The following is a 23,037-nucleotide window of genomic DNA, read 5'->3' on the forward strand; positions in this document are numbered from 1 at the left end:
ACCGCGCCCGACAGGCTAGGGCTGCGGCATGACACAGTCCCATCACCAACCTGTCCGAGAGCTTTACGTATCCCCCGACGCCGCAGGCGCGCTGCTGGCCGAGGCGGCCCGGCTGCCCGCCTGGAGCCTTGACGGGCGGCAAGCCGGAGAGTTGGGCCTGCTGATGAACGGCGGCCTTGCCCCGCTGCGCGGCTACATGACCGAGGCGGACCACCGGGCGGTCGAACAGGGGGCGTTCGCGCCGTGGCCGGTGCCGCTGGCCTTGCAGGTCAGTGCCGACTTCGCGGACCGAGTGCAGCCGGGCGACGACATCGCCCTGCGCGATAGGGGCGGCGCGGTGCTGGCGGTCATGTCCGTGACCGACCGCTGGGGCGATCCGGCGCTGCTGGGCGGCAAGGTCAAGGGGCTGCGGCGGCCCACCGGCGGCATGACCCCGAACGACCTGCGCGCCATGTTCCGCCAGCGCGGCATCGACCGGGTTCTGGCGATCCAGCCGGGCCATGCGGTCCAGGTGGCCCCCGCAGCCCGTCTTGCGCAGCGCCTTGGGGCGGCGCTGCTGATCCAGGCCCTGCCGGGGGTCGCCATCGACCCGCCCGCCGGCGCCATCCTTGCGCCGCTGCCCGTGCCGCCTCCGCAAGGGCCGGGGGCGGTGTTGTGGCAGGGCCTTGTCGCGCGGAACCACGGGGCCACGCATCTCGTTCCGGACGGCGATCCCGAGGCACGGGACCTCTACCGCCGGCATCAGGACGACATCGGGGTGCAGATGGCGATCCCGGACGGGATGGCCTGAGGACCACCCAAAGCTATACATTCCGCAGGAAGGCAGTCCCCCCATGACCCCGACGCGCGCAGGCGACCCCGGCTACAATCCCTGGCTTGCCACCGTGCTGCTGCTGCTGGGCAACTTCATGAACCTGATCGATGTCAGCATCGTCAACGTGGCGCTGCCCTCGATTCAGCGCAACCTCGGCGCGACCGCCGCCCAGATCGAGTGGGTGTCCGCCGCCTATGTGCTGGCCTTTGCCGCCGGGCTGCTGCCCTTCGGACGCTTCGGCGACAAGTTCGGGCGCAAGCGGCTGTTCCTGATGGGCGTGGGGCTGTTCACGCTGGCATCCGCCTTGTGCGGGTTCGCGCAGACCATGCCCATGCTGATCTGGTCGCGCGCGCTGCAGGGGATCGGCGGCGCGATGATGGTGCCGCAGGTCATGGCGATCATGCACGTGATGTTTCCCCCCGAACAGAAGGCGCGCGCCTTTGCGCTGGCAGGCGTGGTCGCAAGCCTGGGCGCGGTGACGGGGCCGCTGCTGGGCGGGGCGTTGATCACCGGCAACATCGCGGGGCTCGACTGGCGGCCGATCTTCCTCGTGAACCTGCCGGTCGGGCTGTTCGTGATCGCGGCGGGCCTGCGCTGGATTCCCAAGCTGTCGTCCGACCGGCGCATGGCGATCGACTGGATCGGCATCGCGCTGTTTTCCGCCGCCGTCCTGCTGATCGTCCTGCCGGTGATCGAGGGCGCGCTGCTGGGCTGGCCCTGGTGGTGCGTGGCGATGCTGGCTGCAGCCCTGCCGGTCGGCGCGCTGTTCGTGCAACGGCAGGTGGCGTTGTCGCGCCAGGGGCGCGCGCAACTGCTGCCCGTCACCCTGATGCGGAACTGGGGCTTCCTATCGGGCGTGGCCATGGTGATGCTGCATTTCTCGGCCATACCGGGGATGTTCCTGGTGCTGGCGATCTATCTGCAGACCGGCTTCGGCCTTGACCCAATGCAGTCGGGCATCGCCACGGCGCCGTTTCCGCTGGGCATCATGCTGGGCAGCTACATCACCGGCCGCTTCGGCACCAGGTGGCTGTCGCCGCGGATGGCCATCGGCGTGTCGATCCTGCTGGGCGGGATGATCTTCCTGCGCCACGCCACGGGGCACCCGCCGCAAGCCTTCAGCGCGCTGTCGCTGGCGGCACCCCTGGCAATCTGCGGCTTCGGGATGGGACTGACCATCTCTCCGCTGTTCCAGTCCGTCCTGCAGGCGGTGCCGGGCCATGATGCGGGCGCAGGATCGGGGGCGATGCAGGCCTTCCAGCAGGTCGGTGCGGCCGTCGGGATCGCGGTCGTGTCCAGCCTGTTCTTTGTCCGGCTGCACGGGCAGGGCGGAGATGATTATGCCGGGGCCATGTCCCATGCGCTGGTTTATCAGGTCGGCGCGTTCACGGCGATCCTGGTCGTCCTTGCGCTGCGAGGAGCCTTGCGCGGCAAGGCCGATCCCTTGCCGCGCCGTGAAAGCGTCAGTGGACGCTGACGGGCGTCAGTTCGTTCTGGCGCGCCAGCATGAAGGCCAGCGACCGGTCCTTGACAAGCGCCAGGCGTTCGCCATCGGTGTCGTGGACGGCATACATGCTTTCAACGCCCGGCAGTTGCTGGCGGATTTCCTGCGGCAGGGTGCGGGTCTCGACCTGCCGGATATAGACTGTCTTTTCGGCGTCGATGCCGCCGAAATCGAATTTGGTATCCATGATGATCCCCTTTACTTGCGGCTGATCGGAATGGTCTGGACGACCTGCTGCGGACGTTCGCGGCGAAGGTCCACATGCAGCAGCCCGTTTTCGATCTGCGCGCCCACGACCTCGACCCCGTCGGCCAGAACGAAACTGCGCTGGAACGCGCGCGAGGCGATGCCCCGGTGCAGGAACACGCGCCCGGTATCGGGCTCGGCCTGGCGGCCGCGGATGACAAGCTGCCGGTCCTCGGTCGTGACCGACAGGTCGGCTTCGGAAAAACCGGCCACGGCCAGCGTGATGCGGAAGCCGTCGGGCGCGATATGCTCGATGTTGAAAGGCGGATAGCCCTCGGCGCCCTTGGCGGCGCGTTCTGCCAAACGCTCCAGCTGGTCGAAACCCAGCAGGTAGGGGTGCGCCCCCAGCGAAATCTTCGTCATCTCAGCCCTCTGCCCATGAAGCGACTGCATGGCGGGCCCCGATCCGGCAACCCGTTGACGATTATATGTGGGGTGGTGACGCCCAGCGCAAGATGCGGTGCGGACACGGGAATATTCCGTTAACCACGCGTTCCTGTTAACACCGCCGACAAGACGCGCTATGATGCTGGAAACAGGGTCAAACGTCCCACCGGGCAAAGCCAGATGAACATGCACCACGAGATGTCCCACGACGATATCGCCCGCGCGCGACTGGCGGCCCTGCGGTGCGAGCATCGCGACCTTGACGAGGCGATCGCGGCCTTGTCGGCGCAGCAGCTTACGTCCTCGCTCGCGCTGCAGCGGCTGAAAAAGCAGAAGCTGGTCCTCAAGGACCAGATCGCCCGGCTCGAGGATGAGATCACTCCCGACATCATCGCCTGATTGCGGGCCTGCGCCCCGCGCGCTATTGCGGGCGCAAGCAATCGGGGAACGGCGATGGACAAACCGGTCGGGATCATCATGGGCAGCCAGTCCGACTGGCCCACCATGCGCGAGGCCGCAGCGATACTGGACGAACTGGGGGTGGGCTACGAGGCGCGGATCGTCAGCGCCCATCGCACGCCCGACCGGTTGTGGGACTATGGCAAGACCGCCGTGTCGCGCGGCCTGAAGGTCATCATCGCGGGCGCGGGCGGCGCGGCGCATCTGCCGGGCATGATGGCGTCGAAGACCCGCGTGCCGGTGATCGGCGTGCCGGTGCAGACCAAGGCGCTGTCCGGGGTCGATTCCCTTTATTCCATCCTGCAGATGCCCAAGGGCTATCCCGTGGCCACCATGGCCATCGGCGCGGCAGGCGCCGCCAATGCCGGGCTGATGGCGGCAGGTATCCTGGCCATCAGCGATCCCGCCTTGGCCGAACGCCTGAACGCCTGGCGCCAGGCCTTGTCCGACTCGATCCCTCAGGAGCCGCGCGATGAATGACGTCCAGACGATCGGCATCCTGGGCGGCGGCCAGTTGGGCCGGATGCTGTCCGTCGCCGCCAGCCGCCTTGGCCTGCGCTGCCACATCTTCGAGCCCGGCGCCGCGCCCGCAGGCGACGTGGCCTGGCGGCTGACGACCGCGCCCTATGAGGACGTCGACGCCCTGCGTGCCTTCGCCGAAAGCGTGGACGTGATCACCTATGAATTCGAGAACGTGCCGACCTCGGCCCTGGACCTGCTGGAATCGATCCGGCCGATCCGCCCGAACCGCCGCGCGCTGGCGGTGTCGCAGGACCGGCTGGCTGAAAAGACCTTCCTGAATGACATCGGCCTGGCGACCGCGCCCTTCGCCGATGTGCCGTCCGAATCCGACCTGGACGCCGCCATCGCAGCCATCGGCCGTCCCTCGATCCTGAAAACCCGGCGGATGGGCTACGACGGCAAGGGGCAGGTCCGCATCGGCGACGGCCCGGCCGAATGGACCGGTGCGCCCTCCGTCCTGGAAGGCTTCGTCGATTTCAGCGCCGAGATCAGCGTCATCATCGCGCGCGGCGCCGACGGTCAGGTCGCGGCCTTCGACCCCGGCCTGAACGTCCACCGCGACGGCATCCTGCGCACCACCACCGTGCCCTGCGGACTGCCCTCCAAGACCACGACCGACGCCGTGCTGATCGCCGCGCGGATCGCCAACGCGCTGGACTACATCGGCGTCATGGGGGTCGAACTGTTCTTCACCCCGCAAGGCCTGATCGTGAACGAGATCGCCCCCCGCGTCCACAATTCGGGCCACTGGACGCAGGCGGGTTGCGCCGTGGACCAGTTCGAACAGCATATCCGTGCGGTCGCCGGCCTGCCGCTTGGCGACGGCAAGCGCTACGCCGCCGTGGCGATGGAAAACCTGATCGGCGACGACCTGGATCGGGTGCCGGACCTGCTCAGGACGCCGAACGTGCAGGTCCATCTCTACGGCAAGGGCACGCCGCGTCCGGGACGCAAGATGGGCCATGTCAACCGGATCACCGGATGACGCTGGCTCGGCCCCGGCTGGCCGTCCGCGCGGCGATCCTGCGCGACGACCGGCTGCTGATGGTCAACGCCTATCCCGGCCGGCAGTCGGATCTCTGGTGCCTGCCCGGCGGCGGGGTCGAACCCGGCCAGTCCCTGCCCGAAAACCTGATCCGCGAGGTGGCCGAGGAAACCGGCCTGGCGATCACCGTCAGCGCTCCGATCCTGGTGAACGAATTCCACGATCCCGAACGCGGCTTCCATCAGGTCGAGATCATCTTCCGCGCCTCGCTGAATGGCGACGTCGGGATCATCCTCGAAGACCCCGAAGGCGTCGTGAACCGCTTTTGCTGGGCCCGACGCGCTGAACTGGCCAGGCTGCGCCACAAGCCAGCCATGCTGGCCCGCGCCGTCTGGGGTCCGCACGCCGCCTGGTACGATCCGCTGGAGCGGGTCGTAGGCTAGCTTTCATCTTGGCTCAAATATCCTCGGGGGTCCGGGGGCGAAGCGCCCCGGCTTACTCCGCCGCCTCGTTCATCGCCGTTTCCGACCCCGCCTTCATGCGGAAGCCCCGCTCCAGCTGGTCGAACGGCGCCACGGGATAATCGCCCGAGAAGCAGGCGTCGCAGTATTGCGGGCAGGACTTGTTGCGTCCCTGCGCCTCGCCCACGGCGCGGTAAAGACCGTCAAGCGACACGAAGGCCAGCGAATCGACGCCGATCCAGTCGCGCATCTCCTCGGTCGTCATCTGCGCCGCCAGCAGCTTGTCACGGTCGGGCGTGTCCACGCCATAGAAGCAGGGCCAGGCGGTGGGCGGCGAGGCGATGCGGAAATGCACGGCGGCCGCACCCGCGTCCAGGATCATGTCCTTGATCTTGCGCGACGTGGTGCCGCGCACCACGCTGTCGTCCACCAGCACCACGCGCTTGCCCGCGATCAGCGACCGGTTGACGTTCAGCTTCAACCGCACGCCCATGTTGCGGATCTGCTCGGTCGGCTCGATGAAGGTGCGGCCCATGTACTGGTTGCGGATGATCCCCATGCCATAGGGGATGCCCGATTCCTGGGCGAAACCGATGGCCGCAGGCGTGCCGCTGTCGGGGACGGGGCAGACGAGATCCGCCTCGATGGGTGCCTCGCGGGCCAGTTCCACGCCGATCTGGCGACGGGTTTCATAAACCGAGCGCCCGCCGATGATCGAATCGGGGCGCGAGAAATAGACATGCTCGAAGATGCAGAACCGCCCTTTCGACGGACCGAAGGGCCGCGACGACTCGACCTCTCCGCGAGAGATCACCACCATCTCGCCAGGATCGATCTCGCGCACGAAGTCGGCGCCGATGATGTCCAGCGCACAGGTTTCCGAAGCCAGCACGAAACCTTCGTCGCCCACCTTGCCCAGGACCAGCGGACGCACGCCCAAGGGGTCGCGCACGCCGATCAGCTTGGTCCGCGTCATGGCGATGACGGAAAACGCGCCTTCGATCCGGCGCAGGGCGTCCTTCATCCGTTCCGGTATGTTGCGCTGGATGGACCGAGCCATCAGGTGGATGATGCATTCGCTGTCCGAGGACGACTGGAAGATCGAGCCGCGCTCGATCAACTCGCGGCGCAGGGCTGCCGCGTTGGTAATGTTGCCGTTATGGGCGATGGCGCAGCCGCCCATGTGGAATTCGCCGAAGAACGGCTGCACGTCCCGGATGGCGGTCGCAGCCTTGGTCCCGGCGGTGGAGTAGCGGACGTGCCCGATGGCCAGCGGCCCGGGCAGGGTGGCCATCACCTCGGCCTTGGTGAAGTTGTCGCGGACATAGCCGAAGCGGTGCGCGCTGTTGAAGCCGTGCTCGGGGTCGTGGGCGACGATGCCTCCGGCCTCTTGCCCGCGATGCTGAAGCGCATGGAGGCCCAAGGCCACGAAGTTCGAAGCGTCGACCACGCCGATCGCACCGAAAATGCCGCATTCTTCGTGCAAACGGTCCGAATCGAACGGGTGGGCCAGGAATGGTTGCATCGTGGCGTCCTGAATGGCTGTGGGGCTGTCCCGCGCTATGTAGTGCGGGTGCGCCATAAAGTCACGCCCCCGTGCGGCGGCGGGGGCGGTTTTTCGTCACTTAAACGTCATGGCAAGGCAGCCATGCCGCGAAGGCATCAGTTCGCGGCAGGCGGCGTTTCCTGGGCTGACGGCGCGGCAGTCGCCGTGCAGCCCGCGACCATCTGTTCATAGCGGCTGACGATCCAACCCGGTGCGTCGTCGGGAACCTGGCTGTCCAGCTGGCCGCGCATCCGCTCGAACACCTGGGCGCTGCGGCTGTTTTCCACCACCGCAACCTGTTGGCTTGTCATCACGCGGTCATAAACGATGAAGGCGATGGCCACCAGCAGGATGCCGCGCGCCACCCCGAACAGGAAGCCCATGCCCTGATCCACCCCGCCAAGTGCCGACCGCTGCACGACCGACGAGAACAAGGGGGTGATTATCGAGAAGACCACGAGCGCCAGCGCGAAGACCACGGCGAAGCCCGCGATGGTGGCCAGTTCGCAACTGTCGCCCAGGAAACGGTCCAGCACCGGAAGCTGTGCGATCAAGGGTCGCATGGCGGCGGCGAAGATGAAGGCCAGGATGGCCGCGCCGATCCAGCCCAGGATCGCCAGCGATTCGCGCACGAAGCCGCGCGACCAGGCCAGGATGGCCGAAAGGATGATGCCCGCAGCCACTACCGCGTCGATAACTGTGAACCCGTCCATGGAACTGCCCCTTGCGCCGGTTATGTTGTCGTTTCAGGCACTTCAGCCGGCGCCGAAGACCTCGCCCACGAATCCCGTCAGGTCGGCGATGCGGCTGATCCCCATGCCGCCCCGATCCTGTCCCGTGCCCTCGACCTTCTGGCTGTCGGGCAAAATCGCCTGTGAAAAACCAAGTTTCTGCGCTTCTTTCAACCTGTTTTCGGCCTGCGCGACGGGGCGCAGCGCGCCCGACAGGCTGATTTCGCCGAACAGCACGGCCTCGGGCGGCAGGGCGCTGTCTTCGCGCGCCGACAGCAGCGCGCCCGCGATGGCCAGATCGGCGGCGGGTTCGTTGACCCGCATCCCGCCCGCGACGTTCAGGAACACGTCCAGGCCCGCGAACGGAATGCCGCAGCGCGCCTCCAGCACCGCCAGGATCGTGCTGACCCGGCCGCTGTCGAGGCCCACGACCGTGCGTCGCGGCGAAGCCAGCGTGGAGGGCGCCACAAGCGCCTGCACCTCGGTCAGCACGGGGCGCGTTCCCTCGATGCCGGCGAAGACGGCGCTGCCGGGGACCGGCTGGCCGCGTTCGGACAGGAACAGGGCCGAGGGGTTGGCGACCTCGGCCAGGCCGCTGCCGGTCATCTCGAAGACGCCGATCTCGTCCGCCGGGCCGAAGCGGTTCTTGACCGACCGCAGGATGCGGAACTGGTGGCCCCGCTCGCCCTCGAAATAGATGACGGTATCGACCATGTGTTCGACCACACGGGGGCCGGCGATCTGGCCTTCCTTGGTCACGTGGCCCACCAGGAAGATCGCCACCCCCTTGCGCTTGGCGAAGGTCACAAGCTCATGCGCGGCGGCGCGGACCTGGGCCACGCTGCCGGGCGCGGCCTCGACCTGGTCGGACCAGAGCGTCTGGACGGAATCGATGATCGCCAGGTCCGGCCGTTCGTTGTCCAGCGTGGTCAGGATGTCGCGCAGGTTCGTTTCGGCCCCCAGCCGGACCGGCGCATCCGCCAGCCCCAGCCGCTGCGCCCGCATCCGCACCTGGGCGCTGGCCTCCTCGCCGCTGATGTAGACGGCGTTCGCGCCGCGCCGGGCAAAGGCCGCCGCGCCCTGCAGCAGCAGCGTGGACTTGCCGATGCCGGGATCGCCGCCGACCAGGATCGCGCTGCCCGGCACGAGGCCGCCGCCAAGGACGCGGTCCAGTTCCTCCATCGCCGACAGGCTGCGCGGGGGCGGGGGTTCGGTGGTGGCGAGGCTGGAGAGGGGAACCGCGCGGCCCTTGTGGGCGCCCAGGCCCCGGCCCGGACCCTGGGACAGGGGCGCTTCCTCGACGATGGTGTTCCAGGCGCCGCAGGCGTCGCAGCGCCCGGCCCATTTCTTGTGCGACGCGCCGCAGGCGGTGCAGGTGAAAGCATTGGTGGGTTTTGCCATAACGGGTATGTGGCAGTTGGGGGCCGCCGTCGCAAGTTGGGTATTTGCGCAACGAAGAAGCCCTCACGGCTTTGTCGGGTTGATCTTTGGCAGAGCCCCGGTCAGGTTCTGCGCGCAAAATCAAGGCACATCCGCATGGCCAGTCCCCGACCGTTCTCCCGCTACGAATTCATGATCGCCTGGCGATACCTGCGCGCCCGCCGGGCCGAGGGGGGCGTCAGCGTCATGACCTGGATCAGCCTGATCGGCATCGCGCTTGGCGTGATGGCGCTGATCGCGACCCTGGCCGTGCGGGCGGGCTTCCGGGCCGAGTTCGTGGACACGATCCTGGGCGCCAACGCCCATACGACCGTCTACATGGCGCCCCAGCGCATCAGCAACGAGTTCACGGATGACGTTTATGTCGTGCCCGGCCGGATCGCCGATTATGACGCGATGGCCGCCACGCTTGGTCAGGTTCCGGGCGTCACCCGCACCGCGCCGGTCGTGCGCGGGCAGGTCATGGCGACCGCGAACGACAGCTCGAACGTGGCTGAGGTTTTCGGCGTAAGCCTCGAGGATCTGAAGGCAATGCCGCGCATCGTTGACCCCGGGACGTCGGTCGGCAGTCTTGAGGACTTCGAGCGGGGCATTGCCATCGGCTCGGGCATAGCCCGCGAATTGGCCGTGGGCCTGGGCGACAAGATCCGCCTGATCGCCCCCGAGGGTGCGCGCACCGCCATCGGCACCACGCCGCGCGTGAAGGCCTACGAGGTGACATATATCTTCAGCGCCGGACGATACGACATCGACCGCACCCGCATCTACATGCCCATGGCCGAGGCGCAGTCCTACTTCAACCGCGAGGGCGTGGCCGACGAGATCGAGGTCTTCGTGACCGATCCCGAGCAGGTCGACGACTGGACGATGCCGCTGCTGCAGGCGGCGGGCGAGGGGGCGCAGGTCTGGAACTGGCGCGACTCCTCGGGGTCGTTCCTGGCGGCACTGGACATGGAGGATGACGTCATGTTCGTGATCCTGTCGGTCCTGGTGCTGATCGCGTCCATGAACATCACAAGCGGCCTGATCATGCTGGTCAAGAACAAGGGCCGCGACATCGGCATCCTGCGCACCATGGGCCTGACGGAAGGGGCGGTGCTGCGGGTCTTCTTCCTTTGCGGGGCCTTCACCGGGGTCATCGGCACGGTCGCGGGGGTCATCCTGGGCGTGGCTCTTGCGCTGAACGTGGACAACATCATGGCGGCGCTGAACGCGCTGACCGGCGGCGGCGCCTGGCAGCCCGAGGTGCGCGGCATCTATCGCCTGCCGGCCGAACTGCGCGCCTGGGACATCTTCCGGGCCGTGGCGCTGTCGCTGTTCCTTTCCTTCGTCGTCACCATCTTTCCCGCGCGCCGTGCCGCGCGCATGAACCCGGTCGAGGCGCTGCGCTATGAGTGACATCCTGCGGCTTGAAGGAGTCGGCAAGACCTATGGCAAGGACGGGCCCGCCCCCGTCGAAGTGCTGCGCGGCCTGAACCTGGCGGTGTCGCGGGGCGAGGTCGTGGCCTTGGTCGCGCCCTCGGGCGCGGGCAAGTCGACGCTGCTGCATATCGCCGGACTGCTGGACACGCCCGACACCGGCCGCGTGATCCTGAACGGCCGCGACATGACCGGCCTGCCCGACAAGGCGCGGACCGAGGCGCGCCGGGCCGAGCTGGGCTTCGTCTACCAGTTCCACCATCTTCTGCCCGAGTTCACGGCGGCCGAGAACATCATCCTGCCGCAACTGGCCAATGGCGTGCCGCAGCGCGACGCCGCGCGCCGCGCCGAGGACCTGTTGGGTCGCGTGGGTCTGTCACCGCGCGCCGACCATCGCCCGGCCGCCCTGTCAGGGGGCGAACAGCAGCGTGTGGCCTTCTGCCGGGCGCTGGCGAACCAGCCCGCCCTGCTGCTTGCGGACGAGCCGACCGGCAATCTCGATCCCGAGACATCGGACCGGGTCTTCGGAATGCTGGTGACGCTTGTCCGCGAGACCGGCTTGTCGGCGCTGATCGCCACGCATAACCACGATCTTGCCGCCCGCATGGATCGCATCGTCCGCCTGCATCAGACGGTTGCGTGACCCGCACCGCCGGGGCAAAGTCACTCAGGCAACCAGAGAGGCAGCAATGAAGGCAACATATGGGGCGGCCCTGTCCGGAATGGCGATGGCGGGCCTGATCGCGGCCTGCGCGCCACAGATGTCGGACCAGGCTCGGGCGCGTAACGATTTCGTCGCGCTGTGCGTTGATTGCCACGGCGCCGACGGCAGGGGCGGCGGGCCGGCCGCCGCTGGAATGACGCCGGCGCCCGTCGACCTGACCCGCGTGGCCGCCAAGAACGGCGGGGTTTTCCCGCGCCTGCAGGTGATGGGCCACATCTATGGCTTCACGCCCGGCCGCAGCGAATCGCCGATGCCAGAGTTCGGCGATCTTCTGGAAGGGCCGACCATCCCCTATGACGCGGGCGACGGAATCCAGACGCCCACTCCGGCCCGGCTGGTCGCGCTGATGGAATATGTCGAGGCGATGCAGCGTTAGGGCGCATGATCCGGAATGTCCTGCTTGCCGCGGTCCTTGGGGCGGCGGCCCAACCCGCAGCCGCCGATCCGTTCGAGGACTTCGGCACCGCGATGAAGTTCGGCCTGCCGCTGGCCGCCGCCGCCTGCGCTGCCCGCGATGACCGGCTGGAGGACTTCGCGGTCCGCGGCGCCTTGCAGGCGGTTCTGGTCCTGGGCCTGAAGACATGGCTTGACGGCACGCCGGTCTCGGTCCGGCCATCGGGCGAGGGAAAGGGGTTTCCGTCGGGCCATTCCGCCGCAGCGGCCTTTGGCGCCGCCGACCTTGCCGGCAAGTGCTTTCCCGACGACCCCGCAGCGGGCATCGGCCTTTACGGCGTGGCGGGCCTGGCGGCCGCCAGTCGCGTCCACGCGGGCGAACACACGGCGCAGCAGGTGCTGACCGGCGCCTTGATCGGCTTCAGCTTCGGCGCCGCCGATTTCGGCATCGGGACCGAGGGGGCCAGCTTCAACGTCGGGATGCGCTTCTGAGCCGCCCGCAGCGGTCCAGCCAGGCATTGATCGCGGCCAGCGACTCCGGTTCGTCCAGCCACGGCACATGGGCGCGCCCCGGCACCTCGGCGAAGATCGTTTCGGGACGGCGCCGCAGCATTTCGCCAGCGGCCTCGGCCGCCAGCAGGTCGGAATTCGCGCCCCGTATCAGTGCGACCGGCAGGCCCGCCGTCGCGTCCCACAAAGGCCACAGGTCGGGCGGTTCACCCTGGAACGCCGCCAGGAACGCCTCGCGCAGGGCGGGATCATACCTGATCCGCAGACCCTCGGGCGTCTCCTCGTAATGCTTCTGCGCATCGGCCAGCCAGCGACCGTCAGGCACATCGGCAAATCCCGGCATCGCCACGGCCAGCCTTTCGGCAAGCGCCCCATGCGTCCGGGCCGCCGGATTGCGCCCGACATAGTCGAAGATCCGCTCCAGCCCCGTCTGCTCGATCACTGGCCCAACATCGTTCAGGCACAGCCCCAGCAAACGATCATGAGCAACGGCCGCCAGCAGAAGCCCGATCAGGCCACCGCGCGACGTGCCCAGAACCGCCGCCCGCCCGATCCCCAGATGATCCAGCAGCGCAAGGGCATCCTTGCCCTCCCGCGGCACGGTATAGGTCGCCGCGCCGGTGAAATCCGACTGCCCGCGTCCGCGATAATCCATTCGGATCAACCGCACCCCCGCCAGATGCGGCGCAAGGTAATCGAAATCGCCCATGTTCCGCGTCAGCCCGGCAAGGCAAAGGACCGGCAGCCCTTCGCCCTCATCCGAAAAGGCCAGCCGAGCGCCATCGTCTGTCGTGAAGAACATCGCCCGTCCTTTGCCTTGGCTGAAATATCCTCGGGGGTCCGGGGGCAGACAGCCCCCGGTTCGACCTCACAAATTCTCGCTCTGCGGCATCCCCAGAACGTGATATCCGCCATCGACCGTCACCACCTCGCCCGTGGTGCAGGCGCCCCAGTCCGACAGCAGCCAGACAGCGGTGCCGCCGATCGCCTCCAGCGTGGCATTGGCGCGCAGGGGCGCGTTGGCCTCGGTATGACGGAAGGTCTTGCGCGCCCCGCCGATGGCGGCCCCTGCCAGCGTCTTCATGGGGCCGGGGCTGATCGCGTTGACGCGGATGCGGTCCGGCCCCAGGTCGTTCGCCAGATAGCGCACAGCGGACTCCAGCGCCGCCTTGGCGACCCCCATGACGTTGTAGAACGGCGTCACCCGATTCGACCCGCCATAGGTCAGCGTGATCAGCGACCCGCCTTCCGTCATCAGGGGGTGGGCGCGCCGTGCCACCTCGATCAGCGAATAGCAGGATATCTCGAGGCTGTGCTTGAAGTTCGCACGGCTGGTGTTCACGAACCGGCCGGTCAACTCGTTCTTGTTGGAAAAGGCGATGGCGTGGATCACGAAGTCCAGGCGGCCCCAGCGTTCCGTGATCGCCGCGAAGGCCGCGTCAAGCGAGGCGTCGTCGGTCACGTCCACGTCCAGCAGGAAGTCCGACCCCAGCGAGGCCGCAAGCGGCTGCACCCGCTTGCCGAAAGCCTCACCCTGATAGGAAAACGCAAGCTCGGCGCCCTCGGCGGCCACCGCTTTCGCGATGCCCCAGGCGATGGAGTGGTCGTTGGCGACCCCCATCACAAGCCCGCGCTTGCCTTGAAGAAGATCGCCCATCAATGACCTCGTTTCTTATTCCTTGTAACGCGACATCAGCAGGGCGGCGTTGGTGCCCCCGAACCCGAAGCTGTTCGACAGCACCGAGTCGAGGCCGGCATCGTCCACCCGGCTTGTGGCAATCTCGCCCGGCTGGATCTCGGGGTCCAGTGTCGTCACGTTTGCAGATGCTGCAATGAAGTCATTTTGCAACATCAGCAGGCTGTAGATCGCCTCGTGGACGCCCGTCGCGCCCAGCGAATGCCCGGTCAGCGACTTCGTCGAGCTGATCGGCGGCGTGCTGCCCTCGCCCCAGATGCGGCGGATCGCCTTGACCTCTCCGATGTCGCCCACCGGGGTCGAGGTGCCATGCGCGTTGATATAGCTGACCGTCCGCCCCTCGGGCAGCGTGGACAGGGCCAGCCGCATCGACCGCTCGCCGCCCTCGCCGGACGGGGCAACCATGTCATAGCCGTCGCTGGTCGCGCCATATCCGGTGACTTCGGCATAGATCTTGGCGCCGCGCGCCAGGGCGTGCTCCAGTTCCTCCAGCACCACGACGCCACCGCCGCCGGCGATCACGAAGCCGTCGCGGGTCGCATCGTAAGGGCGGGACGCGGTCTGCGGGGTGTCGTTGTATTTCGACGACATGGCGCCCATGGCGTCGAACAGGCAGGACAGCGTCCAGTCCAGTTCCTCGCCCCCGCCCGCGAAGACGATGTCCTGCTTGCCCATCTGGATCTGTTCCACACCGTTGCCGATGCAATGGGCCGACGTCGAACAGGCCGAGGTGATGGAATAGTTCACGCCCTTGATCTTGAAGGGCGTCGCCAGACAGGCCGAGTTGGTGGACGACATGCAGCGCGTCACCATGAAGGGGCCCATCCGCTTGGGGCTGCCCTTTTCGATGACGGTCTGGTGCGCCTCAAAGAAGTTCGACGTGGACGGCCCGCCCGATCCCATGATGAGGCCCGTGCGCGGGTTCGACACGTCGCCTTCCTCAAGCCCTGAATCCTTGATCGCCTGTTCCATGGCGATGAAGTTGTAGGCCGCGCCCGGACCCATGAAGCGCAGGTTGCGCTTGTCGATGTGATCCTCAAGCTTGATCTGCGGCATCCCGTGGACCTGGCTGCGGAACCCGTGTTCGGCATAGTCGGGCGCGAAGACGATGCCCGAGCGGCCCGCCTTCAGGCTTTCCGTGACCTCGTCGGCGTTGTTGCCGATGGGCGAGACGATGCCAAGGCCGGTGATGACGACGCGTCGCATGGGGCCTTCCTCCTTGTGTTGTTCAGTTGGCCGCCATCAGCTCGACGACAGCGCGACCTTCATGTCCTTGACCTGATAGATGGTCTCGCCATCTGCCTCGACGCGGCCGTCGGCCACGCCCATGGTCAGGCGCCGGGTCTGCACGGCTTTTGTGAAATCGACGTGATAGCGCAGCAGCTTGCGGTCGGGGCGGACCATGCCGGTCAGCTTGACCTCTCCCACGCCCAGGGCATAGCCGCGCCCCTGCCAGCCGCGCCAGCCCAGGTTGAAGCCGGTCAGCTGCCACAGGCCGTCCAGACCCAGGCAGCCCGGCATGATCGGGTTGCCGGGAAAGTGGCAGGCGAAGAACCACAGGTCGGGGGTGATGTCGAACTCGGCCACGACATGGCCCTTGCCATGTTCGCCGCGATCTTCCGAGATGTCGGTGATGCGGTCCATCATCAGCATGGGCGGTTCGGGCAGTTGCGCATTGCCGGGGCCGAACAGCTCGCCCCGCGCGCAGGCCAGAAGGTCGTCGCGGTCGAAGCTGGTTTTCTCCATCGCCATGCGGTCTTGCCTTTCCTGCAGGCCGTCCGGCCGGCCTTGTCCAAATTGGCGTTCCGTCTATCACTTGGGGCAAAGCGCGTGCAAGTCAATGCGACGGTCGGTCTTGCATCCCGCGGGGTGCCGGGCGACAAGCTGTCCAACCCCTTCAAGGAGGACACCATGAGCCTGCATGTCGCCCTGCAGATGGACCCGATCGAGGCCGTTTCGGTCCATGCCGACAGTACCTTCCGCATCGGCCTGGAGGCGCAGGCGCGCGGCCACCGGCTGTTCCAGTACACGGTCGATCAACTACGCTACGACGAGGGCCGGGTGATCGCGCGCGGCCGTCCCGTGACCCTGCGCCGCGAACAGGGCAATCACGTCACCTTCGGCGACTGGGCAGAGGAGGACCTGTCCGACTTCGACGTGATCTGGCTGCGCCAGGACCCGCCCTTCGACATGGCCTATGTCACCTCGACGCATCTGCTGGACCGGGTGCATCCCAAGGCACTGGTGGTCAACGACCCGTTCTGGGTCAGGAACTGCCCCGAAAAGCTGATGGTGCTGGATTTCCCCGACCTGACGCCGCCCACCATGATCGCCCGCGACCCCGCCGCGATCCGGGCCTTCCGCGACCGGCACGGCGACATCATCGTGAAGCCCCTCTACGGCAACGGCGGGGCAGGGGTGTTCCACCTCGACCCCGAGGACCGCAACCTGTCGGCGCTGCTGGAACTGTTCGCAGGCATCAGCCGAGAGCCGATGATCGCGCAGAAATACATCCATGCCGTCAGCAAGGGCGACAAGCGCATCATCCTGGTCGACGGCGAACCTGTCGGCGCGATCAACCGCGTCCCCCAGACCGGAGAGGCCCGGTCGAACATGCATGTGGGTGGCCGGGCGGAACAGATCGGCCTGACCGAACGCGAATACGAGATCTGCGCCCGCATCGGCCCGACCTTGCGCGAAAAGGGCCTGATCTTCACCGGCATCGACGTCATCGACGGCTGGCTGACCGAGATCAACGTGACCTCGCCCACCGGCATCCAGGAACTGGAGCGCTTCGACGGCATCAACGCGGCCGAGGCCATCTGGCAGGCGATCGAAAGGCGCCTGACGACATAGGGCGGGGTTTCACCCCATCCTACGGCTGCCCTTTTGCCTTGGTCCAAATATCCCGGGGGCGCGGGGGCTGGCCCCCGCTCTTCAGCCCGCCTCGCGCACCCGTTCCTCGACGATCTCGAACGGCACGCCCGGCTGGTCCTTCGCCGCGCGGATCACCAGCGAGGTCTTGACGCTTGCGACGTTCGGCGCCGCCGTCAGCGATTGCGTCAGGAATCGCTGGAAGGTGGACAGGTCGGGCGAGACGCATTTCAGGATGAAGTCGATCTCGCCGTTCAGCATGTGGCATTCGCGGACCAGGGGCCAGCCCTGCACCAGGGCCTCGAAGGCCGACAGGTCGCGCTCGGATTGCTGGGCCAGGCGAACCATGGCAAAGACCTGCACCTCGAAGCCCAGTTCGCGCGCGTCGATGTCGGCATGATAGCCGCGGATGTAGCCCGTCTCCTCCAGCGCGCGGACGCGGCGCAGGCAAGGGGGCGCGGATATGCCGACGCGGCGGGCCAGTTCGACATTCGTCATCCGGCCGTCCGCCTGAAGTTCGGCCAGGATCTTGCGGTCGATGTCGTCCAGTTTTGCGCCGGCCATGCTGCTCTTTCTTGATCGGGTCTTTGGCGTTGCCGGAAACTACAATGCGGGCACCTTGCGCGCAATATTCTTTCTGCGTGCGTCCCGCGTTGCGATTTCCGACCGGAGGGACTACCTCATGCACAAACACCGGATGGGACGCAAGATGACCGATAGCACGCATGTGAAACTTCTGATCGTGGGCTCCGGCCCGGCCGGCTATACCGCCGCCGTCTATGCCGCGCGCGCGATGCTCAATCCGATGCTGATCCAGGGGATGCAGCCCGGCGGGCAGCTGACCATCACCACCGAAGTGGAAAACTGGCCGGGCGAGACCGAGATCCAGGGTCCCGAGCTGATGGTCAAGATGGAGGAGCACGCCCGCGCCATGGGCGCCGAGATCGTGGTGGACATGGTCACGACGCTGGACCTGCAACGTCGCCCCTTCACGGCCACCTGCGACAGTGGCCGGGTGGTGACGGCGGACGCGGTGATCCTAGCGACCGGCGCACAGGCCCGCTGGCTGGGCTTGCCGTCCGAGGAGAAGTTCAAGGGCTTCGGCGTCAGCGCCTGCGCGACCTGCGACGGCTTCTTCTACCGCAACCGCGAGGTGGTGGTGATCGGCGGCGGCAACACCGCCGTTGAAGAAGCCCTGTTCCTGACCAAGTTCGCCAGCAAGGTCACGCTGGTCCACCGCCGCGACAGCCTGCGGGCCGAGAAGATCCTGCAGAAGCGCCTGTTCAACCACCCCAAGATCGAGGTGATCTGGAACCATGCGCTGACCGAGGTGCAGGGCGTGGACACGCCGTTGGGCGTCACGGGCGCGACCCTTGCCTCGACCGTGGACGGCAGCACCCGCACGATCCCGGCGGACGGCGTGTTCGTGGCCATCGGCCATGCGCCCGCCAGCGAACTGGTCAGGGGCCAGCTTGAACTGCACAACGGCGGCTATGTGAAGGTGGAACCGGGCAGCACCCGCACCTCGATCCCCGGCGTCTTCGCGGCGGGTGACCTGACCGACCACGTCTATCGCCAGGCGGTGACAAGCGCGGGCATGGGCTGCATGGCGGCGCTGGACGCGGAAAACTGGCTGGCCGATCATGACGATGCGGGCCAGCCCGATCCCGACCATGCCTGGCGGGAAGAAGAAATGGCGAAGTGAACGAAAAAAGGGGCGCGGTGATCCGCGCCCCTTCTTCTTCGCGATCGGTGCTTACTGCTCCAGCACGAAGGGCGCCGTCATCTGCGCCACATTGTCGGCATTGATCAGCACGCAGTCGAACAACTGCTTTTCCTGCTCCACGCCGGTCGAGCCGTTCTTGATGAAGTTGTCGGCCTGGCGGACGGCTTCCTCGGCGAAGACGGCGACGGGCTGCAGGACGGTGTACTGCATCTCGCCGGCCTTCACGGCCTCGACCGCGTCGGGCGATCCGTCAAAACCGCCGACCTTGACCTGCTCCAGCTTGCCCGCTTCCTTCAGCGCGGCAATGGCGCCAAGGGCCATCTCGTCGTTGCCCGAGATGACGCCGTTGATGTCGGGGTTGGCCTGCAGCAGCGACTGCATCTTCTGGTAGCCCTGCGTGCGGTCCCAGTTGGCGACCTCCTGGCCGACCTTCTGCAGGTCGGGATACTGGCTCAGCACGGTTTCGAAGCCGTTGGAACGGGTCTGGGCGTTGTTGTCGGACGGGGCGCCGAACAGTTCCACGAAGGTGCCGGTGTCGCCCACGGCCTCGACCCAGGCCTGCGCGCCAAGGGCCGCGCCTTGGGCGTTGTTGGACACCAGCTGCGCCTTGGCCAGGCCCTCCTGGTTGATCTCGGCGTTGACCAGGAAGACGGGGATGCCCGCGTCGACGGCCTTCTGTACCGCGCCCACGGACCCGTCGGCATTCGCGGGGTCCAGGATCAGCGCCACCGACTTGTTGGTGATCGCGGTATCGACCAGCGTGCTTTCGGTGTTGGTGTCGCCCCGGTGGGCCGCCACGTTGGCGGTATAGCCCAGTTCCTCGGCGGTGGCCTTGGCGACCTCGCCTTCCGTGAACCAGTAGGGGTTCGCCGGGTCGTTGACGATGATGGTGATCAGCCCCTCGGCCTGGGCTGCGGCGGCCATCAGGGGCAGCGACGCAGCGGCGGCCAGCATGGCGCGGCGGGTCAGTTTGAACATTACTCTCTCTCCCTTGGGGTTGGTACACTGCCGCTGGGGCAGGCTTTCCGCCCGGCAACCCTTGCCGGACGGGGAAGGTCTAGGATCAGGACTTGCGGCCGCCCTTGCCGTACTGGATCGAGTTCATCAGCACGGCCAGGACGATCACGGCGCCGGTGAACACCGTCTGCCAGTAGGACGACACGCCGATGATGACGAGGCCCGCCGACAGGAACCCGATCACGAAGGCGCCCAGCATGGTGCCGCGCACGCCGCCGCGCCCGCCGGTCAGGGCCGCGCCGCCGATCACCACCGCCGCGATGGCAGTCAGTTCGTAGGTGGTGCCCGCCGTCGGTCCGGCCGAGGTCAGTTGCGAGGCCAGCACCAGCCCGGCAATCGCCGCCAGCGCCCCCGAGATGGTGTAAACGGTGATCTTGACGAAGCGCGTCGGCACGCCCGACAGTTCCGCCGCCCGCTCGTTCCCGCCCGAGGCGTAGAGCCAGCGCCCGAAGGACGACCGCGACAGCATCAGCCCGGCCAGGATCGCGACCACCGCAAGAACGATCACGCTGATCGGAACGCCGCCGATGCGGTTGAAGCCCAGCCAGTTGAAGCCGGTGTTGCCCAGGGCTTCCTGTCCGCGCAGGTTGTTGTAAGTCAGCCCGTTGGTCATCAGCAGCGCGACGCCGCGCGCCACATACATCACGCCCAGGGTGGCGACAAAGGGCGGCACCTTGAAGAAGGCGATCAGCACGCCGTTCAGCGCCCCCACAAGCGCGCCGATGGCGATGGTCAGCACCACCACGGCCCAGACCGGCGGGTAAAGGATAACGCCCGCCCAATCCAAGGTGATGCCCTGCATCATGGCGCCCGCGCAGACGCCGCACAGCGCCAGGATGGAGCCGACCGACAGGTCGATGCCGCCGTTCAGGATCACCAGCAGCATGCCCACCGACAGGATGCCGTAGATGGCGACCTGCGACGACATGATCAGGAAGTTCGACACCGTGAAATAGTTGGGCGACAGGAACGAGAAGACCGCGATGATGGCGATCAGCGCGAAGAAGGCGCGGCCTTCCAGCAGCAGGCGGCCGATGCTGAAGCCGTTGCCCTTGGCGGCGGGTGCGGTTGTGGCGGACATGGTTTCCTCCCTCACATGATCCGTCAGGCAGCCACGGACTCGCCCGAGGCGGCCATGATCTTTTCCTTGGTGACGGTGGAATCGAATTCGGCCGAGATCCGGCCCTTGTGCATGACGATGATCCGATGCGCGATGGACAGGCATTCGCTGACTTCGGACGTGGAATAGATGACGGCAAGGCCCTGACGCGCGCCTTCGGCCAGCAGGCGGAAGACCTCGGCCTTGGCGCCGATGTCGATGCCGCGCGAGGGCTCGTCCAGCATGATGACGCGGGGCTTCGTGGCCAGCATCTTGCCGATCACGACCTTCTGCTGGTTGCCGCCCGAAAGCGACCCGATGGGCGCAGCCCCGCCCGAGGTTTTCACCGTGACGTTGCGGATGCTGTCGTCGATCAGCTTCTTCTCGGCCCGGCTGGAGGTGAACAGCCCCCGCGTGAAGCTGGCGATCGAGGCCAGCGACAGGTTCTGCCCCACGCTCATGGTCTGGACCAGCCCGTCGCGCTGCCGATCCTCGGGGACAAGGGCCAGTCCACGCGCGATGCGTTCGGCGATGGACAGGTGGCTGATCTCCTGTCCTTCCAGCACGATCTCGCCGCCGGTGGCGCGCAGGCGCCCCGCGCAGGTTTCCAGCAGTTCCGTGCGGCCCGCGCCCATCAGGCCATAGATGCAGACGATCTCACCGGCCTTCACGTCCAAGGACAGGCCGCGGACCAGATCCTTGCCGGTCGCGTCCGGCACTGACAGGTTGCGGATCGACAGCGCGACGCCCCGCTTGTCGCTGTCGGGCGGGCTGCCCAGGTCATAGTTCTCGCCCACCATGTTGCGCACGATCCAGTCGAGGTCGATCTGATCGCGCGGCGCATAGGCGGTCATGGTCCCGTCGCGCAGCACGACCGCGTGATCGGTGATCGTCAGCGCCTCCTCCAGGTGGTGCGAGATATAGACGATGGACACGCCCCGCGCGGTCAGGTCGCGGATGACCTTGAACAGCACCTCGACCTCGGACGCGGACAGGGCGCTGGTGGGTTCGTCCATGATCAGGATGCGGCTGTCCACCGACAGGGCGCGGGCGATTTCCACGATCTGCTGCTGGCCCAGGCGCAGTTCCTCGACGGGGGTGAGGGGGTCGATCTCCTCCTCCAGTTCCTCCATCAGGGCGCGGACCTGGCGTTCCTCCTCGGCGAAGTCCACGCCCAGGGGGCCGCGCAACTCTCGCCCCATGAAGATGTTGTCGCGCACCGAAAGGTTCGGCGCCAGCGACAGCTCCTGGTGGATGATGGAGATGCCGCGGTCGCGCGCCTCGTTGGCGTTGGCAAAGCTGACCGGCCGGCCGTCCAGGACAATGTCGCCAGTGGTGGGTTGGATCACGCCCGACAGGATCTTCATCAGCGTGGACTTGCCCGCGCCGTTCTCGCCGAACAGCGTCGTGACCTGGCCGCGATGGATGTCGAAGTTGACGCCTTTCAGCGCATGGACGCTGCCATAGGACTTGGCGACATTGCGCGCGGCGAGGACGACCTCGGCCGCGTCGGGATTGCCTTGGATTTGCCCGCCCGTCATTGGACCGCGACCTCGACCGGGGTGATCATCCAGTTCTTGGGATTGATCAGGCGGAAGGCGCCGGTGACGGTCACGGTCTTGCCCGTCAGGCTGGCGGTGTCGATGTTGTCCAGAACGGCGGCCTTCATGGCGCGGTTGATGCCCGATCCGGCGTCCTGGTATTCGATCTGGTTCTTGAAGCCGCCAAAGGCGATGTCGCCCGGCGCGTCGCGCAGGTCGGTGCCGTTGATCGCGGGGCCGGTCTGGACGCGGATGGTGATATCGGCGGGCACGCCCTCGGCCTGCAGCGGATAGACGCCCGATTTCGCCTCTCCGGCCACGCCGGTGACGGTCACGAACATGATCGCGCCGGTGGACGAGGCCGTGCCGTATTTCTCGGCCACCGCGTTCTTGTCGGCCAGGACCTCGGGCGCCAGCGTCGCGGCATCCACCGCCTTTTCCTTCACGAAGGCCTGGATGCGCGGGAACTGTTCCTGCCCGTAGGTATCGGGGGAAAAGGCCTGCGCGCGCACGTCCGACTCCGATCCGATGTGGACCACGGTTGTGTCAAGCGCGATGCCGCCCAGCAGCAGGACGGCAATTGCCACGCCGATCAGAAGACCCCGGCGGGACGAGGCGGGGGCCTTGGGGGCGGGCGGGTTCGGGGTGATGCTGTGTGTCATGGATGTGGACCCTGCATGTCTGGTGGAGGTCAGCGGATGCCCGGCCCGGACGGCCGGGTGTCGCCGCACGGAACCTTGCGCTGGCGCCGCGCATTCACAGCCTGCTTGCCGGTCATGTCCGATCCCCCCTTGGCGTTCCTGTCGTTCATCCCTGCGACCATTGGCCGCGACGGCTGAACGGGCAGGGTGCCTCCTCTGACGATCCCTGCACTTGAAGCCAACCTTAGCTGAAATTAATTTCGATGTCTGCAAAAAAATGCATTCACGACCTTGGATCGTTG

At 67.1% G+C, this 23,037-nt stretch carries 26 protein-coding genes; 12 read left to right on the forward strand and 14 right to left on the reverse strand.

The window, feature by feature from the left end; genetic code table 11:
- Window positions 1–28: 28 nt before the first annotated feature.
- Both J0F76_RS02725 and J0F76_RS02730 read left to right on the forward strand, forming a co-directional pair.
- Window positions 29–790 (forward strand): bifunctional sulfate adenylyltransferase/adenylylsulfate kinase, encoded by a 762-nt coding sequence (locus tag J0F76_RS02725; protein ID WP_207465448.1) that lies wholly within the window; start codon window positions 29–31, stop codon window positions 788–790.
- Between the two features lie 43 nt (window positions 791–833).
- Window positions 834–2,291: an MFS transporter gene (locus J0F76_RS02730; protein ID WP_207465450.1), complete on the forward strand. Its 1,458-nt coding sequence runs from the start codon at window positions 834–836 to the stop codon at window positions 2,289–2,291.
- Here J0F76_RS02730 and J0F76_RS02735 read toward each other — a convergent pair.
- Both J0F76_RS02735 and J0F76_RS02740 read right to left on the reverse strand, forming a co-directional pair.
- On the reverse strand, window positions 2,278–2,505 hold the full coding sequence (locus J0F76_RS02735) for a DUF1150 family protein (RefSeq protein WP_207465452.1): 228 nt from the start codon (window positions 2,503–2,505) through the stop codon (window positions 2,278–2,280). The two genes, J0F76_RS02730 and J0F76_RS02735, sit on opposite strands and share 14 nt — an antisense overlap.
- 11 nt (window positions 2,506–2,516) lie before the next feature.
- Window positions 2,517–2,927, reverse strand: a complete 411-nt coding sequence (locus J0F76_RS02740) for an Hsp20 family protein (protein ID WP_207465454.1) — start codon at window positions 2,925–2,927, stop codon at window positions 2,517–2,519.
- Window positions 2,928–3,131: 204 nt separating this feature from the next.
- Between J0F76_RS02740 and J0F76_RS02745 the strand changes: the two genes are divergently transcribed.
- The 4 genes from J0F76_RS02745 to J0F76_RS02760 are packed head-to-tail and all read left to right on the forward strand — an operon-like array spanning window position 3,132 to window position 5,360.
- Window positions 3,132–3,350, forward strand: a complete 219-nt coding sequence (locus J0F76_RS02745) for a YdcH family protein (RefSeq protein ID WP_207465456.1) — start codon at window positions 3,132–3,134, stop codon at window positions 3,348–3,350.
- 54 nt (window positions 3,351–3,404) lie between these two features.
- Window positions 3,405–3,890: a 5-(carboxyamino)imidazole ribonucleotide mutase gene (purE, locus tag J0F76_RS02750; protein ID WP_207465458.1), complete on the forward strand. Its 486-nt coding sequence runs from the start codon at window positions 3,405–3,407 to the stop codon at window positions 3,888–3,890.
- Window positions 3,883–4,917: a 5-(carboxyamino)imidazole ribonucleotide synthase gene (locus J0F76_RS02755; RefSeq protein WP_207465460.1), complete on the forward strand. Its 1,035-nt coding sequence runs from the start codon at window positions 3,883–3,885 to the stop codon at window positions 4,915–4,917. Before purE ends, J0F76_RS02755 begins: the two co-directional genes overlap by 8 nt.
- Window positions 4,914–5,360 (forward strand): NUDIX domain-containing protein, encoded by a 447-nt coding sequence (locus J0F76_RS02760; protein WP_207465462.1) that lies wholly within the window; start codon window positions 4,914–4,916, stop codon window positions 5,358–5,360. Before J0F76_RS02755 ends, J0F76_RS02760 begins: the two co-directional genes overlap by 4 nt.
- Before the next feature lie 52 nt (window positions 5,361–5,412).
- Here J0F76_RS02760 and purF read toward each other — a convergent pair whose 3' ends face one another.
- The 3 genes from purF to radA form a co-directional block, all read right to left on the reverse strand.
- Window positions 5,413–6,903 carry an amidophosphoribosyltransferase gene (gene purF, locus J0F76_RS02765; RefSeq protein WP_207465464.1) on the reverse strand — a complete coding sequence of 497 codons (1,491 nt, stop codon included), beginning with the start codon at window positions 6,901–6,903 and terminating at the stop codon, window positions 5,413–5,415.
- A 137-nt stretch (window positions 6,904–7,040) separates the two neighbouring features.
- Window positions 7,041–7,637, reverse strand: a complete 597-nt coding sequence (locus J0F76_RS02770; RefSeq protein WP_207465466.1) for a CvpA family protein — start codon at window positions 7,635–7,637, stop codon at window positions 7,041–7,043.
- Between the two features lie 42 nt (window positions 7,638–7,679).
- On the reverse strand, window positions 7,680–9,056 hold the full coding sequence (radA, locus tag J0F76_RS02775) for a DNA repair protein RadA (RefSeq protein ID WP_207465468.1): 1,377 nt from the start codon (window positions 9,054–9,056) through the stop codon (window positions 7,680–7,682).
- Window positions 9,057–9,191: 135 nt separating this feature from the next.
- On the opposite strand from radA, the gene J0F76_RS02780 reads away from it, so the two are divergent.
- From J0F76_RS02780 to J0F76_RS02795, 4 genes are read left to right on the forward strand one after another with little or no spacing between them, the layout of a single operon-like run.
- Complete coding sequence (locus tag J0F76_RS02780; RefSeq protein WP_207465470.1) at window positions 9,192–10,493, forward strand: lipoprotein-releasing ABC transporter permease subunit; 1,302 nt, start codon at window positions 9,192–9,194, stop codon at window positions 10,491–10,493.
- A complete protein-coding gene (locus tag J0F76_RS02785) occupies window positions 10,486–11,157 on the forward strand; it encodes an ABC transporter ATP-binding protein (RefSeq protein WP_207465472.1) in 672 nt (223 codons plus the stop codon). Before J0F76_RS02780 ends, J0F76_RS02785 begins: the two co-directional genes overlap by 8 nt.
- A 46-nt stretch (window positions 11,158–11,203) precedes the next feature.
- The gene (locus tag J0F76_RS02790) at window positions 11,204–11,614 is read left to right on the forward strand and encodes a cytochrome c (protein ID WP_207465474.1); all 411 of its coding nucleotides are present in this window, start codon (window positions 11,204–11,206) and stop codon (window positions 11,612–11,614) included.
- 5 nt (window positions 11,615–11,619) lie between these two features.
- The gene (locus tag J0F76_RS02795; RefSeq protein ID WP_242689946.1) at window positions 11,620–12,123 is read left to right on the forward strand and encodes a phosphatase PAP2 family protein; all 504 of its coding nucleotides are present in this window, start codon (window positions 11,620–11,622) and stop codon (window positions 12,121–12,123) included.
- Here J0F76_RS02795 and J0F76_RS02800 read toward each other — a convergent pair.
- The 4 genes from J0F76_RS02800 to fabA all read right to left on the reverse strand — a co-directional run bounded on the left by J0F76_RS02800 (window position 12,101) and on the right by fabA (window position 15,589).
- Entirely contained in the window at window positions 12,101–12,943 is an 843-nt protein-coding gene (locus J0F76_RS02800) for an alpha/beta fold hydrolase (protein ID WP_207465476.1), read from the reverse strand. The two genes, J0F76_RS02795 and J0F76_RS02800, sit on opposite strands and share 23 nt — an antisense overlap.
- A 66-nt stretch (window positions 12,944–13,009) precedes the next feature.
- Window positions 13,010–13,798 carry an enoyl-ACP reductase FabI gene (locus J0F76_RS02805; protein WP_207465478.1) on the reverse strand — a complete coding sequence of 263 codons (789 nt, stop codon included), beginning with the start codon at window positions 13,796–13,798 and terminating at the stop codon, window positions 13,010–13,012.
- A gap of 15 nt (window positions 13,799–13,813) precedes the next feature.
- Complete coding sequence (gene fabB / locus J0F76_RS02810) at window positions 13,814–15,043, reverse strand: beta-ketoacyl-ACP synthase I (protein WP_207465480.1); 1,230 nt, start codon at window positions 15,041–15,043, stop codon at window positions 13,814–13,816.
- Between the two features lie 36 nt (window positions 15,044–15,079).
- Window positions 15,080–15,589, reverse strand: coding sequence for a bifunctional 3-hydroxydecanoyl-ACP dehydratase/trans-2-decenoyl-ACP isomerase (fabA, locus tag J0F76_RS02815; protein WP_207465482.1), 510 nt, complete (start codon window positions 15,587–15,589; stop codon window positions 15,080–15,082).
- Window positions 15,590–15,748: 159 nt separating this feature from the next.
- Here fabA and gshB point away from each other — a divergent pair, with 159 nt between their 5' ends.
- Window positions 15,749–16,693 carry a glutathione synthase gene (gene gshB, locus J0F76_RS02820; protein WP_207465485.1) on the forward strand — a complete coding sequence of 315 codons (945 nt, stop codon included), beginning with the start codon at window positions 15,749–15,751 and terminating at the stop codon, window positions 16,691–16,693.
- Window positions 16,694–16,774: 81 nt separating this feature from the next.
- On the opposite strand, the gene J0F76_RS02825 is transcribed toward gshB, so the two are convergent.
- Window positions 16,775–17,275: an Lrp/AsnC family transcriptional regulator gene (locus tag J0F76_RS02825; protein WP_207465487.1), complete on the reverse strand. Its 501-nt coding sequence runs from the start codon at window positions 17,273–17,275 to the stop codon at window positions 16,775–16,777.
- A 145-nt stretch (window positions 17,276–17,420) separates the two neighbouring features.
- Here J0F76_RS02825 and trxB point away from each other — a divergent pair, with 145 nt between their 5' ends.
- Complete coding sequence (gene trxB, locus J0F76_RS02830; RefSeq protein WP_207465488.1) at window positions 17,421–18,416, forward strand: thioredoxin-disulfide reductase; 996 nt, start codon at window positions 17,421–17,423, stop codon at window positions 18,414–18,416.
- Between the two features lie 51 nt (window positions 18,417–18,467).
- On the opposite strand, the gene J0F76_RS02835 is transcribed toward trxB, so the two are convergent.
- The 4 genes from J0F76_RS02835 to J0F76_RS02850 form a co-directional block, all read right to left on the reverse strand.
- Complete coding sequence (locus tag J0F76_RS02835) at window positions 18,468–19,415, reverse strand: D-ribose ABC transporter substrate-binding protein (protein WP_207465489.1); 948 nt, start codon at window positions 19,413–19,415, stop codon at window positions 18,468–18,470.
- Window positions 19,416–19,500: 85 nt separating this feature from the next.
- A complete protein-coding gene (locus J0F76_RS02840; protein ID WP_207465490.1) occupies window positions 19,501–20,535 on the reverse strand; it encodes an ABC transporter permease in 1,035 nt (344 codons plus the stop codon).
- A gap of 23 nt (window positions 20,536–20,558) precedes the next feature.
- The gene (locus J0F76_RS02845; RefSeq protein WP_207465491.1) at window positions 20,559–22,094 is read right to left on the reverse strand and encodes a sugar ABC transporter ATP-binding protein; all 1,536 of its coding nucleotides are present in this window, start codon (window positions 22,092–22,094) and stop codon (window positions 20,559–20,561) included.
- Window positions 22,091–22,756, reverse strand: a complete 666-nt coding sequence (locus J0F76_RS02850; protein WP_207465494.1) for a DUF2291 family protein — start codon at window positions 22,754–22,756, stop codon at window positions 22,091–22,093. The genes J0F76_RS02845 and J0F76_RS02850 overlap by 4 nt, the downstream gene beginning before the upstream one ends.
- Window positions 22,757–23,037 lie beyond the last annotated feature (281 nt).

Source organism: Paracoccus fontiphilus, from assembly GCF_017356265.1.
Lineage (GTDB): Bacteria > Pseudomonadota > Alphaproteobacteria > Rhodobacterales > Rhodobacteraceae > Paracoccus > Paracoccus fontiphilus.